This window comes from Desulforadius tongensis, assembly GCF_016907915.1.
Taxonomy (GTDB): domain Bacteria; phylum Bacillota; class Desulfotomaculia; order Desulfotomaculales; family Desulfohalotomaculaceae; genus Desulforadius; species Desulforadius tongensis.
The window spans coordinates 1-15,772 of record NZ_JAFBCW010000041.1 but is presented as its reverse complement, the minus strand read 5'-3'; the positions used below and the strand labels follow the sequence as shown (position 1 = coordinate 15,772).

Annotated in this window: 12 protein-coding genes; all 12 read left to right on the top strand. The window is 50.1% G+C overall.

The features are described from left to right. The first annotated feature begins 415 nt into the window (after window positions 1-415). Entirely contained in the window at window positions 416-1,126 is a 711-nt protein-coding gene (locus JOC37_RS12500; protein ID WP_204619427.1) for an MIP/aquaporin family protein, read from the top strand. A 44-nt stretch (window positions 1,127-1,170) separates the two neighbouring features. Then, the gene (gene glpK / locus JOC37_RS12495; RefSeq protein ID WP_204619425.1) at window positions 1,171-2,673 is read left to right on the top strand and encodes a glycerol kinase GlpK; all 1,503 of its coding nucleotides are present in this window, start codon (window positions 1,171-1,173) and stop codon (window positions 2,671-2,673) included. A gap of 188 nt (window positions 2,674-2,861) precedes the next feature. Continuing rightward, window positions 2,862-4,463 carry an anaerobic glycerol-3-phosphate dehydrogenase subunit GlpA gene (gene glpA / locus JOC37_RS12490; RefSeq protein WP_204619423.1) on the top strand — a complete coding sequence of 534 codons (1,602 nt, stop codon included), beginning with the start codon at window positions 2,862-2,864 and terminating at the stop codon, window positions 4,461-4,463. After that, entirely contained in the window at window positions 4,460-5,731 is a 1,272-nt protein-coding gene (gene glpB / locus JOC37_RS12485; RefSeq protein ID WP_338017393.1) for an anaerobic glycerol-3-phosphate dehydrogenase subunit GlpB, read from the top strand. Before glpA ends, glpB begins: the two co-directional genes overlap by 4 nt. Continuing rightward, a complete protein-coding gene (locus tag JOC37_RS12480; protein ID WP_204619421.1) occupies window positions 5,724-6,938 on the top strand; it encodes an anaerobic glycerol-3-phosphate dehydrogenase subunit C in 1,215 nt (404 codons plus the stop codon). The genes glpB and JOC37_RS12480 overlap by 8 nt, the downstream gene beginning before the upstream one ends. A gap of 16 nt (window positions 6,939-6,954) precedes the next feature. Beyond that, window positions 6,955-8,691: a pyruvate kinase gene (gene pyk / locus JOC37_RS12475; RefSeq protein WP_204619419.1), complete on the top strand. Its 1,737-nt coding sequence runs from the start codon at window positions 6,955-6,957 to the stop codon at window positions 8,689-8,691. A gap of 249 nt (window positions 8,692-8,940) precedes the next feature. After that, the gene (gene gap, locus JOC37_RS12470; protein ID WP_204619417.1) at window positions 8,941-9,966 is read left to right on the top strand and encodes a type I glyceraldehyde-3-phosphate dehydrogenase; all 1,026 of its coding nucleotides are present in this window, start codon (window positions 8,941-8,943) and stop codon (window positions 9,964-9,966) included. A gap of 3 nt (window positions 9,967-9,969) precedes the next feature. Next, on the top strand, window positions 9,970-11,151 hold the full coding sequence (locus JOC37_RS12465) for a phosphoglycerate kinase (protein WP_204619415.1): 1,182 nt from the start codon (window positions 9,970-9,972) through the stop codon (window positions 11,149-11,151). Between the two features lie 29 nt (window positions 11,152-11,180). Continuing rightward, window positions 11,181-11,936, top strand: coding sequence for a triose-phosphate isomerase (gene tpiA, locus JOC37_RS12460; RefSeq protein WP_204619413.1), 756 nt, complete (start codon window positions 11,181-11,183; stop codon window positions 11,934-11,936). A gap of 108 nt (window positions 11,937-12,044) precedes the next feature. Further along, window positions 12,045-13,586: a 2,3-bisphosphoglycerate-independent phosphoglycerate mutase gene (gpmI, locus tag JOC37_RS12455; RefSeq protein WP_204619411.1), complete on the top strand. Its 1,542-nt coding sequence runs from the start codon at window positions 12,045-12,047 to the stop codon at window positions 13,584-13,586. Between the two features lie 68 nt (window positions 13,587-13,654). Further along, window positions 13,655-14,941 carry a phosphopyruvate hydratase gene (gene eno, locus JOC37_RS12450; RefSeq protein WP_204619410.1) on the top strand — a complete coding sequence of 429 codons (1,287 nt, stop codon included), beginning with the start codon at window positions 13,655-13,657 and terminating at the stop codon, window positions 14,939-14,941. A 628-nt stretch (window positions 14,942-15,569) separates the two neighbouring features. Then, window positions 15,570-15,772: FAD-dependent oxidoreductase (locus JOC37_RS12445; protein WP_204619409.1), on the top strand; the 203-nt coding region annotated here is incomplete at its 3' end.

Sequence of the window (15,772 nt, the reverse complement as noted above, 5' to 3'; positions counted from 1 at the left end):
GGTTTATCAGGAGCCGTATACGAGGCCCGTACGTACGGTTCTGTGAGAGGGATAACGCCGTAGCAAATTACTGCGGCGTTACCCTACTCGATCTTGACGGGCTTGAAAAAAGAGTGTAGAATTATAACCAGTAAAAATGTAACGCCTATATAGCAACTTGATATTGGGTAAGGAGTGCTGGAGATAATCCCCTGGTAAGCAGCAGGCTGCTGCTTTATTAGGGGTTTTTATTTTCTCTGCCTGGCTGGGAGAAATGGAGACGGCCTGTTTGTACATCCGAAAATGGGTGTGCATATTGGCCGTTAACTTATCTGTAAAGGGGGGGATTAACAAGTATTTTTTGCGGCGGTTGTTGGGTGGAGTTTAGCTGCGGCTGCTTGTCGGAAGAAAAAAATTAAGAAATGGAGGGGGTACCATGTCGCCTTTTTTAGCTGAAGTGATCGGAACCATGCTGTTGATTATCTTTGGTGGCGGTGTAGTAGCAGGTGTGGTATTGAAAAAATCCAAGGCGGAAAACAGCGACTGGATTGTTATTACCGTAGGCTGGGGCCTGGGGGTAGCGATAGCTGTATACGCAGTGGGTAATTTCAGCGGTGCCCATATTAACCCGGCTGTTACCATAGCCTTGGCTACTGTGGGCATGTTCCCTTGGTCAGATGTTCCGGTATACATTCTGGGACAGTTTATCGGGGCCTTTATCGGGGCCGCAGTGGTGTGGCTTGCTTATCTGCCCCACTGGGAAGCTACCGAAGACCAGGGAGCCAAACTGGCGGTTTTCAGCACCGGTCCTGCCATTCGCAATACAATTGGCAACCTGCTCAGTGAAATAATTGGTACGTTTGTACTGGTATTAGGTATTTTGGCCATTGGAGCCAACCAACTGGCTGACGGGTTAAATCCCCTGTTGGTGGGCCTGCTGATTGTTGCCATTGGTGTATCCCTGGGTGGACCCACCGGATACGCCATTAACCCTGCCCGTGACCTGGGTCCCCGTATTGCCCATGCTGTACTTCCCGTAGCTGGCAAAGGCAGCTCCGATTGGGGATATGCTTGGATTCCGGTGGTTGGGCCGATTATTGGCGGTGTATTGGGTGCCTTATTCTATGTTTCCTTTTTTGGTGCCTAGAAACTAATACAAACCGGTTAAAAAGTTTGTAAGGAGGATGCTGCATGGAAAAAAAATATGTTATGGCGTTGGACCAAGGTACAACCAGCTGCAGGGCCATTCTTTTTGATAAAAACAGCAGCATAGTGGCGGTGGCTCAAAAAGAGTTTACACAAATATACCCAAAACCCGGCTGGGTGGAACACGATGCCGAAGAAATCTGGAGTACCCAATACGGTGTTATTGCCGAGCTGGTGGCTAAAACCGGTATCAACCCCGAAGAAATTGCTGCTGTTGGTATAACCAACCAGCGGGAAACCACGGTGGTATGGGACAAAGAAACGGGCAAACCGGTGTATAATGCCATAGTGTGGCAGTGCCGCCGGACAGCTGATATTTGTGATGAGTTAAAGGAAAAGGGGTACGAACAAACCTTCAGAACTAAGACCGGCCTGGTGGTGGATGCCTACTTCTCCGGTACAAAGGTGAAGTGGATTCTCGATAATGTAGAAGGGGCCCGGGAAAAGGCGGAAAAGGGACAGCTTTTATTTGGTACCATGGACACATGGCTGATTTGGAAATTGACCGGCGGCAAAGTGCACGTTACGGATTATTCCAACGCTTCCCGTACTCTAATGTACAATATCCGGGAACTGTGTTGGGACAAAGAACTGCTGGACATACTGGGCGTGCCGGCCAGCATGCTGCCGGAAGTAAAACCATCCAGTGAAGTATATGGTTCAACCGCCCCCGAAAACTTCTTAGGGTACTCGGTACCCATTGCCGGGGTGGCCGGTGACCAGCAGGCGGCTTTATTCGGGCAGGCCTGCTACCAACCCGGAATGGCAAAGAACACTTACGGTACCGGCTGCTTCATGCTGATGAATACCGGAGACAAGGTGTATGACTCTCAAAACGGTCTGCTGACTACCATTGCCTGGGGTATAGACGGCAAAGTTGAATATGCCTTAGAGGGCAGCATCTTTATTGCCGGAGCAGCCATTCAGTGGCTGAGGGACGGCTTGAAAATCATTGAAGAAGCCCCGGATTCCGAGTATTTTGCCAGCAAAGTTGATGATACCGGTGGGGTATACGTGGTGCCTGCCTTTGCCGGTTTGGGTGCTCCCTACTGGGATATGCGCGCCAGGGGCGCCATTGTAGGGCTGACCAGGGGTACCACTAAAGAACATATTATTAGAGCAACTTTGGATTCACTGTGCTACCAAACCAAGGACGTGCTGGGTGCCATGGAAGCGGATTCCGGCATTGAACTAAAAGCGCTCAAAGTAGACGGCGGCGCGGTGGCCAACAATTTGTTAATGCAGTTCCAGGCTGATATTCTGGGCGTGCCTGTGGAAAGGCCGAAAGTAATTGAAACAACGGCGCTGGGTGCCGCTTACCTGGCAGGACTGGCGGTGGGATTCTGGAACAGCAAGGACGAGCTGGCAGAGGCTTGGCAGCTGGATCGCCGCTTTGAAAGCCAAATGGAAGAAGAGCGGAGAGATAAGTTATATACCGGCTGGAAGCGTGCGGTTAAGCGTTCTATGGACTGGGCCGTTGAAGAATAATTTGATACTGGCTTGAGAGAATGGGAGAAGCCATACAGTACCGGGAACGATGTTCTCGTTATTGTCTGGCTTCTTTGTTTAATAACACTTTTTAATAATTTCTGACATTCCATGCAGCATTAAAGATTAAGAACGGTGACTTAGCACCGAGCATTATTTTCAAGAAGTTGCAGACGGAGGTTAAGGTTATGACAGATAAAGCACAAGTGGTGATAATTGGTGGCGGGGCCACTGGTACAGGTATCCTCCGTGACCTGGCGTTAAGAGGTATATCTGCGGTATTGGTGGAGCAGGGGGACTTGGCCCACGGTACCAGCTCCCGTTTCCACGGGCTGCTGCACAGCGGGGGTCGTTATGCTGTTAAAGATAAAGAAGCAGCCCGGGAATGTATTGAGGAAAACTTAATACTGTGCCGCATAGCTCCCAGCTGTATAGAGCCCATTGGCGGCTTGTTTGTGGAAATGCAGGGAGATGACCCGGAATACACTGAAAAATGGGTTAGTGCCTGTGCCGAAGCTGGCATTAACGCCGAGGAAACAGATGTACAAGAAGTACTTAAATCAAACCCGGCATTAAGTTCTAACATCACCAGGGCGTTTAAAGTTCCTGACTGTGCGGTGGATGGTTTCCGGATACTGTGGGGAAATGTTAATTCAGCCCGGAAGCACGGGGCAAAAGTTATCACTTATTCCAAGGTAACAAAAATTCACCAGGAAAATGGATCAGTCACCGGGGTGGAGCTGTTAAATAAACTTACCGGGGAAAAGAAAACCATTGAATGTGAGATGGTTGTTAATGCTGCCGGGGCCTGGGCCGGTGAGGTAGCGGCCATGGTGGGTTTAGAAGTTAATGTAATTAAGGATAAGGGTACTTTGTTGGCCTTTAATCACCGGATGATGAACAAAATTGTAAACCGCCTGCGCCCGCCGGGTGATGGAGATATTTTTGTACCCCACGGGACCATTACCATACTGGGAACCACATCTCAAACTGTTGACAGCGCTGATGCGAATAAACCGGAACGGCAGGAAGTGCTTGATCTTCTTAAAATAGGCAAAGAAATGGTGCCGGAAATAGAAAACTTTAGATTGGTTAGAGCCTTTGCTGGGGTGCGCCCGCTGTACCAACCCGGCAGTTCTGCCACCGGCAGATCGGTGAGCAGGGGGTTTGCTTTACTTGATCACCAGCAGATGGATGGATTGAACGGTTTTGTCAGCATTGTAGGAGGGAAATTCACTACCTTCCGCTTGATGGCAGAAAGAACGGCGGATTTGGTGGCTGAAAAACTGGCAGTTGATGCTCCCTGCCGCACCGCCCAGGAACCGTTAACTGACCCGGTGCCGGAGGAACTGCTGAAACGGGGTAAAAAGGTATTTGGTATCCCGGGGGCTAAAAAGGCAGCGGAAAGACTGGGTGATGACTTTGCCCGGGTGATAGAAGAGGCCGAACAAAATGCTGAGAAAAGGCAAGTATTCTGTGAGTGTGAAATGGTAAGCAGGGCGGAAATAGATTTTGTGGCCCGGGATGAAGATTGTCATACCCTGGGAGATATTCGCCGTAAAACCAGAATGGGTATGGGTACCTGCCAGGGAACCTTCTGCGGTTATCGAACTCTGGGTGCATTAAACAAGTATGAAAAATTTGCCCGCAGCCACCGGGAGTATTTGAGCGTTTTTTTACAAAAGCGCTGGAAGGGAATTAGACCGGTGTTGTGGGGGCAGCAGCTGCGTGAAGCTCAATTGGCGTTAGGCATCTACTGTTCTTTATTTGGAATGGAGAGAATGAAATGATGAACAAAAAAGCAGATGTATTAGTGATTGGTGCCGGCCTTTCCGGATTAATGGCGGCAGCTAAAGCGGTGGAGCAGGGGAAAAAGGTATTACTGGTGGCCAAAGGCATGGGAGCGCTGGGGCTTTCATCCGGCTGCATTGACTTGTGGGGATATGACATAGATCAGCCGGATCAAGTATGTTCCCGTCCCCTGCAGGAAATTGACAAACTGATACAGGTTAATCCCCACCATCCATATGCCCGGGTGCGGGATGTGTTAGAAGAAAGCCTTGATTTCTTCCGGAAAATTTGCGCCGAAAATGGTTCTCCCTATCTTGAAAATGAGGGCGGTAACTGGCTTTTACCCACTGCCCTGGGTACTATGCGTCCTACCTATTTAGTACCGGCCAGCATGGCTGTAAAATCACTGGAGGAAGCGGATAAAATCCTGGTGGTGGGCTTTAAGGGGTTAAAGGATTTTTACCCGGATGTGCTGGTGGCCAACTTGCAGCGCAATGCAGAACTAAAGCCAAGTTGTAAATTGGAACCCGTTTTGGTTGAGGTGGGTTCTGAGGAGCTAAAACCGGCTGCCCTTGCCCATCGTTTGGAGCGTGGGGAAATAATAGATAAAATCGTCCAGCAGGTGAAGCCGCTGCTTTCACCGGGGGCTGTTGTTTTATTCCCGCCGGTGCTGGGAAGCAGCGGGGGTGCCGGCATGGCCGGGCGGTTGGCTGATGAGTTGGGCTGCCCGGTTTATGAGGTAAGCAATATACCCCCGGCTCTTCCCGGAGACAGGCTGCAGAAGACACTGCTGCACCATTTGAAAACCAGAGGCGTGGAAGTGATAATCGGTTCCACTGTAACAACTGCCCATTTGGAAGGTAACCGCTGTGTTAAAGTAACTGTCCGGTGTTTAAGCGGAACTATGACCATATCGGCCCGTGTTTTTGTGCTGGCCACCGGTTCCTTTTTGGGCGGCGGTCTGGAAGCCGATATTGAAGGGATAAAGGAATCCATTTTTAACCTGCCGGTGCAGATAGGTGCGGAGGAATGGTCGGTGCAGGAGTTTTTAGATCTGAAAGGTCAGCCCTTTAATAAATTCGGTATAGCGGTAAATGATCACCTGCAGCCGGTGGATGAAAGCGGGCAGGTACTGGTGAAGAACTTGATGGTTACCGGGGCTAACCTGGCCGGCTGTAACTACCCTATAGAAAAGTGCGGCAACGGGGTGGCGTTGGCCACGGGATATAAAGCCGGTAAGCTGGTGGAGGTGGTGCACGGTGAATAAAACCAACGAACTTGCTTTAGACAATTGCATAAAATGCTCCATTTGTGTAACCCACTGTCCGGTGGCCAAGGTTACAGATAAATTTGCCGGTCCCAAGCAAAACGGCCCGGATTTGGAGCGCTTTAGGTTGGAAGAACCGCTGGCGGTGCACCCCTCTATCGAATACTGTTCTAACTGTAAAAACTGTGAGGTGGCCTGTCCCTCCGGGGTAAGCATTTCCACCATGAACTGCAGGGCCAAGGGGGAGTATGTGGCTAAAAACGGTGCTCCCCTGCGGGATAGGCTGCTGGCCAATGTGGAATTGATGGGTGATTTTGCCCGGTTAATGCCGGGATTGGTAAATTGGGGCGGTAAAGTTAAACTCTTCAGGGAACTGGCGGAGAGGATTTTCAACATCAGCGCTGATATGACGCTGCCCCAGTATGCCAGCAAAACTTTTTACGAGCTGTATAGGGAAAATAAACCCCCGGTCAGTGCCAAGAAAGTGGTGTATTTTCCCGGCTGCTACGTAACCTACAATACACCGGAGGTGGGCCTGGCGCTGGTGAAGGTGATGGCCCATAACGGTGTTGAGGTGCTGGTGGAGGAGTTTAACTGCTGCGGGGTGCCGTTGATTGCCAACGGGCTGCTGGCAGACGCTAAAAATAATGCCCGCAATAACATGCGAAAGCTGGAAAAATATATTGATGCCGGCTATCAAATTGTAACCTCCTGCCCCAGCTGTAATCTTGCCCTGCGGCGGGAATACGGTGAACTTTTCGATATGGAAAAAGCCCACCGGTTGGCTGAGCAGGTGATTGATGTGTTTGAGTATTTGCAAGTTTTGGCTGAAAATGGTGAGCTGAAAACCGATTTTAAGCATTTATCCCTGACGGTGGGTTATCATCAACCCTGTCACTTGAAAGCTGTGGGGTGCGGTGTGCCATCCAAGGGAATACTGGACTTAGTTCCCGGTGTTGAAGTTAACGATCTTGATGCCGGCTGCTGTGGGCTTTCCGGCAGCTACGGTTTTAAAAAGGAAAAATATGCCATCAGCCAGGAAATAGGCCGGCAGTTATTTCAAGCGGTGAAGAAGAAGGGATTGAACCGGGTAATCACCGAGTGCGGCATGTGCCAGCTGCAAATTCACCATGGCACCGGAGCAGAGGTGTATCATCCCATTCAAGTGTTGGCAGAGGCTTACGGCCTGGGCAGTGATATAAAATAATTTAGGAGGCATCTGTATGCTCAGTACCAAAATAGTCTGTACCATTGGGCCCGCCAGTGAAAGGCCGGAAACCATTAAGGAAATGATTGAGGCTGGGATGAGCGTGGCCCGGTTAAACTTTTCCCACGGTTCTCATGCAGAACACGGGGAGAGAATTAAAAATATCCGGCAGGTGGCGGAGGAACTAAATAAAAATGTGGCCATCCTGCTGGACACCAAAGGTCCGGAAATCCGCCTGGGTGATTTTGCCAACCCGCCGGTGATGCTGGAAACAGGTCAGCAGTTTATTTTAACCACCGAAGAAATTCTCGGAGATCAGAATCAGGTAACGGTGACTTATAAAGATTTGCCCCAGGATGTGGTGCCCGGAGATCCCATTCTGGTGGATGACGGTTTGATAGAACTGCAGGTTGAAGCGGTACAATGGCCCCGGGTTGTCTGCCGGGTGAAGAACGGGGGCAGAGTGTCTAACCGCAAGGGAGTAAACCTGCCCGGCGTTAAAGTTAACCTGCCGGCGGTAACGGATAAAGATATTGCGGATATTAAATTCGGCATCAGCCAAGGGGTGGATTTCATTGCCGCCTCCTTTGTGCGCAAGGCAGCGGATGTGCTGGCCATTAGAGAGATCTTGGAAGCAGAAAACGCCGATATTGATATCATAGCCAAGATAGAGACCCAGGAAAGTATTGATAATATAGAGGAAATCATACAGGTGGCCGACGGCATTATGGTGGCCCGGGGTGATTTGGGTGTGGAAATTCCCACCGAACGGGTGCCCATTATACAAAAACAAATCATTGCCCGGTGCAACCAGGTGGGTAAGCCGGTTATTACCGCTACCCAAATGCTGGACTCAATGATTAACAACCCCCGTCCCACCAGGGCGGAGGCCTCTGATGTGGCCAATGCCATCTTTGACGGCACCGATGCCATTATGCTTTCCGGAGAAACCGCCAATGGTAAATATCCGGTGGAAGCGGTAAAAACAATGGCGCGTATTGCCCGGTATGCGGAAAAATCCCGGACCGGTGGTTTAGACGCATGCGGCGACCGGTGCAGTGTTACCGATGCCATCGGCCAGGCGGTGTGCAGTGTGGCCGGTAAGGTAAATGCTTCGGCCATAGTTACCGCCACCACCAGCGGTTACACGGCTAAAATGATTTCCAGGTACCGCCCGGAGGTCCCGGTGGTGGCAGCTACTCCCCACCGGCGGGTGCGCAGGCGTTTGGCCCTGGTATGGGGGGTGGTTCCCCTGCTGGTAGAAAAGTTGATGGATACCGACCAAATGATTTCGGCGGCGGTGGATGCAGCGGTAAGTGCAGGTGTGATTAAAGGCGGAGACCTGGTGGTGGTTACTGCCGGGGTGCCGGTGGGAGTTCAGGGGACCACCAACCTGATGAAAATTCATACCGTGGGCACTCCCGCGGCCCGGGGCACCGGGATTATTTCCAAATCGGTGGTGGGGAAAGCCAAAGTGTGCACCGGTGCCCAAGAGGCAGCAGCGCTGGAGCCGGGAGATGTGCTGATTACCGTCAGCACCGATGCGGAATTTGTTCCCCATTTAAAAAACGCGGCGGCCATAGTTACCGAAGAGGGAGGGTTAACTTCTCACGGGGCCATTATGGCGCTGGAATTTAACATACCGGTAGTTGTAGGGGTGAAAGATGCCACCACCCTGTTTAAAAACGGAGAAGTTATTACCGTTGATGGTCAGCGGGGTTTAATTTACCGGGGAACAGCAAAGGTGTTGTAAAGTATTGTGAAAAATGTTACAATCTTGGCAGAGAAAACAGTTGCAGCAGAGTACATAGTTTATAACCGATAACAACTGGATAACCGGCCGGGAGAGGAGGAGCGGGCCTACTGGTGGATGCAATACCTGCCTGTGGTCCGCTTTTGCTTTCGCTTTTTAATATTTTAATAATAGTAAAAAAGCCGGCGGCTTTGGAAAAGACGCCGGACTGACAATACAATATATTTTAAATTCGAGGAGGAGATGAACATGGCGATTAAAATTGCTATTAACGGGTTTGGAAGGATTGGTAGAAACGTATTAAGGGCTGTTATCGAAAGGGGTTTATTAAAACAGGATTCACCAATTGAAGTGGTGGCGGTAAACGATCTCACCGATCCCAAGACACTGGCCCACCTGTTTAAATATGATTCTGTACACGGCGAGCTGCCGGCCAAAGTGGATACCACTGCGGAGGGCATTATCATCGACGATACCGAAATAAAGGTTTTTGCTGAAAGAGATCCCGCCAACCTGCCCTGGGGTCAGCTGGGTGTAGACATTGTTGTTGAATCCACCGGTTTGTTTAGAAAGGGTGCCGATGCCGGCAAACACATTCAAGCGGGAGCTAAAAAAGTAATTATTTCCGCGCCGGGTAAAGAAGTGGACGGTACCTTTGTAATGGGTGTTAACGACCATACTTATGATCCCGCGAAACACCATGTGGTATCCAATGCTTCCTGCACCACCAACTGCCTGGCTCCGGTGGCCAAAGTGCTGAACGACAAGTTTGGCATTGTTAGAGGTCTGATGACCACTGTACACTCTTACACCAACGACCAGCGCATTTTAGACCTGCCCCATAAAGACCTGCGCCGGGCCAGAGCTGCCGGCATGTCCATTATTCCTACCACCACCGGGGCGGCAAAGGCAGTGGGTTTAGTTCTGCCGGAACTGCAGGGTAAATTAAACGGCTTTGCCATGCGGGTACCAACCCCCAATGTGTCTGTGGTAGACCTGGTGGTTGAATTATCTAAAGAGGTTACTGTGGAAGAGGTTAATGATACCTTGAAAAATGAAGCTGAAACAAACCTCAAAGGTATTATGCAGTTTACCGATCTGCCGCTGGTTTCCAAAGACTTCAACGGCAACCCCCATTCCTCCATTGTTGACGGCCTGTCCACCATGGTGATGGAAGGAAATCTGGTCAAGGTGCTGGCCTGGTACGATAATGAGTGGGGCTACTCCAACCGGGTGCTGGATCTGGCATTGATGATGGTGGAAAAGGGGCTGTAAAGCATGAATAAAAAAACAATTAAAGATATAGATGTTAGAAACAAAAGGGTACTGGTGCGGGTGGATTTTAACGTTCCGCTGAAAGATGGGGTTATCACCGATGATACCAGAATACAAAAGGCCCTGCCCACCATTAAATATCTAATGGACAGAGAAGCCAAGGTTATCTTGGCTTCTCATTTGGGCCGTCCCAAGGGGGAAGTGGTAGAAAAGTACCGCTTAACTCCGGTGGCTGAACGCCTTTCGGAACTGCTGGGGCGCACCGTACTGAAAGCGGATCAATCGGTGGGTGAAGAACCTAAAAAAATCATTTCCGGCATGAAGGGCGGAGACGTGCTGTTACTGGAAAATGTGCGCTTTCATGCCGAAGAAACTGAAAATGATGAAAAGTATGCCGGTCAGCTGGCTGAACTGGCGGATATATTCGTAAACGACGCCTTTGGCACAGCCCACCGGGCCCATGCATCCACCGCCGGTGTGGCCAAGTTTCTGCCCGGGGTGGCCGGTTTGTTGATGGAAAGAGAGTTGGAGATGCTGGGTAAAGCGGTATCCAACCCGGAACGTCCCTTTGTGGCCATCATTGGCGGGGCCAAAGTTTCAGATAAAATTGGGGTAATAGAAAACCTTTTAGATAAGGTGGATGTTTTGATTATCGGCGGCGGTATGGCCAACACCTTTTTGGCTGCCCAGGGCTGCCAGGTGGGTAAATCTCTCTATGAGCCGGATAAAGTGAACCTGGCCCGGGAACTGATTGCCCGGGCTGAAGAAAGCAAAGTAGAGCTGCTGCTGCCCAGCGACGTGGTTGTGGCCGCTGCTGTTGAAGAAAATGCTGAACAAAGGGTAGTGCCGGTAACGGGCATTCCCCAGGATTGGATGGCGCTGGATATCGGTCCTGAAACCGCCGCCCAATATGCAGCAGCGGTACAGCGGGCGGCCACTGTGGTTTGGAACGGTCCCATGGGCGTGTTTGAAATCGATGCCTTTGCCCGGGGTACCGAAGCGGTGGCCAAAGCCTTGGCTGAATCTAAAGCCACTACCATAGTAGGTGGGGGAGATTCGGTGGCAGCGGTAAATAAAACTAAAGTAGCAGATAAAATAAGCCACATTTCCACCGGCGGCGGCGCGTCCCTGAAGTTTTTGGAAGGGAAAGAGCTGCCCGGGGTAACCGCACTGCAGGATAAGTAAATACATTTCACAGACTGGAGGGGTTAATTTTGCGCCAGCAAATTATTGCCGGAAACTGGAAGATGAATAAAACCACTGCCCAGGCAGTGGAGTTTGCCCGGGAATTAAAACAAAGCATAGATAATAACGTGCCGGTGGAAGTGGTAATCTGCCCGCCCTTTACCGCCCTGGCGCCGCTGGCGGAGGAGTTGAAGGGCAGCGGCATTGCCCTGGGCGCCCAAAACATGCACTGGGAAGACCAGGGTGCTTTCACCGGGGAAATTTCAGCCCCCATGCTCAAAGAATTAGGCTGCCGGTATGTAATTTTGGGTCACTCGGAACGCCGGCAGTACTTTGGCGAAACCGATGCCGGCGTAAATAAGAAAGTTAAAGCCGCCTTGGAGCACGGTTTGATTCCCATTGTTTGTGTTGGGGAAACACTGGAGCAGCGGGAAGCTGGTGTCACCGAGCAAACAGTGGCCGGACAGCTGAAGGGAGCCCTGGCGGGCCTGGAGCAGGAGCAGGTGGCGGGTTTGGTAATTGCCTATGAACCTGTATGGGCCATCGGCACCGGCAGAACGGCATCTGACCAGGATGCCCAGCAGGTAAACAATTTTATCCGTAAAGTGATTGCCGAAGAGTACGGGGCAGCAGCGGCCGAAGCGGTGCGCATTCAATACGGAGGCAGTGTAAAGCCGGCTAACGCCCGGGGACTGCTGTCCCAGCCCGATATAGACGGCGCACTGGTTGGCGGCGCCAGCTTGAAAGTCGAAGACTTTAAAGGAATTATTGACGCCATTGGATAATGAAAACCCCGGCAGCCTTTACCGGAGCGCTTTTTCATCCGGTAAACGGTGCCGGGTTCGGCAAATAACATTTTTGGAATCATTTCTAATACAGCGGGGGGGAGCGAATTGACAGCAAAGGGACCACTGGCACTGGTGATACTGGACGGCTGGGGAATTGGTGATGAGAACGGCAACGCCATTCACCAGGCCGACACCCCTAACTTTGAAAAATTAATGAACAGTTATCCCTATACCACCCTGATTTCTTCGGGGGAAGAGGTGGGCCTGCCGGCGGGTCAAATGGGTAACTCTGAAGTTGGCCATTTGAATATCGGTGCCGGGCGGGTGGTATACCAGGAACTGACCCGTATTACCAAGGCCATAGAAGATGAAAGTTTTTTTGCCAATGAAGAACTGTTAAAGGCTGTGCACCACGTTAAAGAACAACAATCTGCGCTGCATATAATGGGACTGCTGTCCGATGGAGGGGTGCACAGTCACATAAAACATATTTTTGCTCTTTTGGAATTGGCCAAGCGGGAGGGGTTATCCAGGGTATATTTTCATGCCTTTTTAGACGGGCGGGATGTTCCGCCATCCAGTGCCGAAACCTATATTAATCAACTGCAGGCTAAAATGACAGCGCTGGGTGTGGGGGCGGTGGCCACTGTCACCGGCCGCTACTATGCCATGGACAGAGACCGCCGTTGGGAGAGAACCGAACAGGCCTACCGGGCGCTGGTTGACGGGCAGGGGCTGCCGGCCCGTTCCGCTGCAGATGCGGTGAATCAGGGCTATCAGCGGGGTGAAACCGATGAATTTATCAAGCCCACGGTAATTATGGATAGTGATAACCGCCCCCTGGCCAGGGTTAAAAATAAAGATGCCGTTATTTTTGCCAATTTCCGCCCCGACCGGGCCAGACAGATTACCAGGGCCTTTGTGGATGAAGAGTTCCACGGCTTCCACCGGGAAGGCGGCAGGCCGGATGTCTATTTTGTGTGCATGACTCAATATGATAAGACCATTGCCGCACCGGTGGCCTTTCCCCCTGCCAAACATACCAATACCCTTGGTCAATGGCTCAGCAAGCAGGGGTTGAAACAATTGCGGTTGGCGGAAACGGAAAAATATGCCCATGTTACCTTCTTTTTCAATGGCGGAGTTGAAACCCCGTACCCGGGAGAGGAAAGAAAACTTATTCCTTCACCTAAGGTGGCAACCTATGATTTAAAGCCCGAAATGTCCGCAGAGGAAATTACTGCCGCCTTTATAGAGTATCTCAACGGGGGAACACATGACGTGATTATTACCAACTTTGCCAACCCCGATATGGTGGGGCACACAGGCAATATGGAAGCGGCAAAACTGGCGGTGGAAACGGTTGACCGGTGCCTGGGTAAAATTGCCGCTGCCGTATTGGAAAAAGAAGGGACCCTTTTAGTAACCGCTGACCACGGCAATGCGGAAAAAATGCTGGATGAACATGGGGGTGCTCATACCGCCCATACCAATTCGCCGGTTCCTTTTATCCTGGTGGGTGATAAATACAAAGGGGCTGCATTGAGAAGCGGGAGCTTAAGGGATATTGCCCCCACCATGCTGGATATCCTGGGTTTACCCAAACCGCCGGAAATGACCGGACAATCGCTGATAATTAGCAAATAAATTAAATAGATGGTTAAACGGCATCATCGGAAGATATAACTTTTTCATGGTAGGGAGGAATAGTTCATATGTCCACAAGTATTGTTGAAATTTCAGCCCGGGAAATTTTAGACTCCCGGGGTAACCCCACATTGGAAGTAGAGGTTTGGCTGGAAAGCGGTGCCATGGGCAGGGCGGCAGTTCCCTCCGGCGCTTCCACCGGAGCCTATGAAGCGGTTGAACTGCGGGACGGTGATAAAGAACGCTACCTGGGTAAAGGGGTATTAAAAGCAGTTAAAAATGTAAATGAGGTTTTAGCCCCGGAACTGGTGGGGATGGATGCCAGCGATCAAATCGGTATTGACCGGCTGATGATTGAAATGGACGGCACGGCCAACAAGGGCAAATTGGGCGCCAATGCCGTACTGGGTGTTTCCCTGGCGGCCGCCAAGGCAGCGGCCAGCTTCTTTGGTTTACCGCTGTATCAATATATCGGCGGGGTAAATGCCAAAGAACTGCCGGTGCCGATGATGAATATTTTAAACGGTGGGGCCCATGCCGATAACAACGTGGATATTCAGGAGTTTATGATACTGCCGGTGGGTGCTGACAGCTTTTCTCAGGGGCTGCGCATGGGCGCTGAAGTGTTCCATAATTTAAAAGCGGTGCTTAAATCCAAAGGGCTGAATACCGCCGTTGGAGACGAAGGCGGTTTTGCACCAAACTTAAAGAGCAATGAAGAAGCGCTGGCTGTTATTATTGAAGCCATTGAAAAGGCCGGTTATAAGCCCGGTGAGGATATTTTCCTGGGACTGGATGTGGCTGCCAGCGAAATATTTAAAGAGGGTAAATACGTGTTAACCGGTGAGGGAGTAACCTACAACTGTGATGAAATGATAGAGTTTTACACCAAATTGGTGGATCGTTACCCCATTATCTCCATTGAAGACGGGTTGGCTGAAGATGACTGGGAAGGTTGGGCCAAGTTAACCCAGGCCCTGGGCAAAAGAATTCAACTGGTGGGAGACGATCTGTTTGTTACCAACACCGGGCGCCTGTCCCAGGGCATTAACAGTAATGTGGCCAATTCCGTTTTGATTAAACTAAACCAAATTGGTACCCTTACCGAAACCCTGGACACCATAGAAATGGCCAAGCGGGCCGGCTACACCGCGGTGATTTCCCATCGTTCCGGTGAAACGGATGATACCACCATTGCCGATTTAGCGGTGGCTGTTAATGCCGGACAAATTAAAACCGGGGCTCCCTCCCGTACCGACAGGGTAGCTAAGTACAACCAGCTTCTGCGTATTGAAGAAGAACTGGGTGCGCTGGCTGGTTACCGGGGAAAGGATGTATTCTATAACTTAAAGTAACATTTTTCGCCAATGATTTTACAAAAGTTCGCCAAAATTAAAAAAATTTAAAATATCGGCAGGTATTTTATCCTTTGTAACGTATTAAATATATTGACACGGTGGTTCTTTGATAACCGATAAAATTGTTATTTTTGTAACAACCTGGGCGTGAGGGGATTGGGTTATCAAAAGAAATTGACAGTCATTTCAGTAAATATTATACTAGAATGGAACCAAAATTCTTGTAATTGACTTTGAATCGGTAATATAGATACTTATACCAGCCGTATTTATATAGAAGAAATGCATGGAATTTAAATTTAACCCCGCTGGTTTACTACAAAATCCAGTGGGGTTAATGGTATATTTATCTAATAATATAATATACTGTATACCCGAGGCAGGGTTGTTACTAAAGACAGCACCGAGAAGATTAAGCGCAAACGATTTGATAATTCGAAATTTTTTAAATCTTGGGGGTGGTTTTAGGTTATTATCGAAATTTTATGGAATGTATCTTAAAACCCTTGCCTTAGGAGTTGTTAGTTGACTGGTGAGTGAATTTTATTGTACAAGCTGTCGTTTTTTATTAGGGTTATGTCGTCTTTGACATGTTGATATTAGGAGGAACGGTTGTGATGAAAATATGAGTGCAAAGAAAGTAGGAAGCGTACTGGTGGTGGGAGCCGGTATAGCAGGTATACAAGCATCGCTTGACCTGGCGGAATCGGGATATTACGTGCACCTGGTGGAGAGCAGCCCGGCCATAGGCGGGGTAATGCCCGCGCTGGACAAAACCTTTCCCACCAACGACTGCTCCATGTGCATATTGTCGCCGAAGCTGGTGGA

Coding starts and splice junctions, on each gene's coding strand:
- JOC37_RS12500 (WP_204619427.1), top strand. CDS start 416: ATGTCGCCTTTTTTAGCTGAAGTGATCGGAACCATGCTGTTGATTATC.
- glpK (WP_204619425.1), top strand. CDS start 1,171: ATGGAAAAAAAATATGTTATGGCGTTGGACCAAGGTACAACCAGCTGC.
- glpA (WP_204619423.1), top strand. CDS start 2,862: ATGACAGATAAAGCACAAGTGGTGATAATTGGTGGCGGGGCCACTGGT.
- glpB (WP_338017393.1), top strand. CDS start 4,460: ATGATGAACAAAAAAGCAGATGTATTAGTGATTGGTGCCGGCCTTTCC.
- pyk (WP_204619419.1), top strand. CDS start 6,955: ATGCTCAGTACCAAAATAGTCTGTACCATTGGGCCCGCCAGTGAAAGG.
- gap (WP_204619417.1), top strand. CDS start 8,941: ATGGCGATTAAAATTGCTATTAACGGGTTTGGAAGGATTGGTAGAAAC.
- JOC37_RS12465 (WP_204619415.1), top strand. CDS start 9,970: ATGAATAAAAAAACAATTAAAGATATAGATGTTAGAAACAAAAGGGTA.
- eno (WP_204619410.1), top strand. CDS start 13,655: ATGTCCACAAGTATTGTTGAAATTTCAGCCCGGGAAATTTTAGACTCC.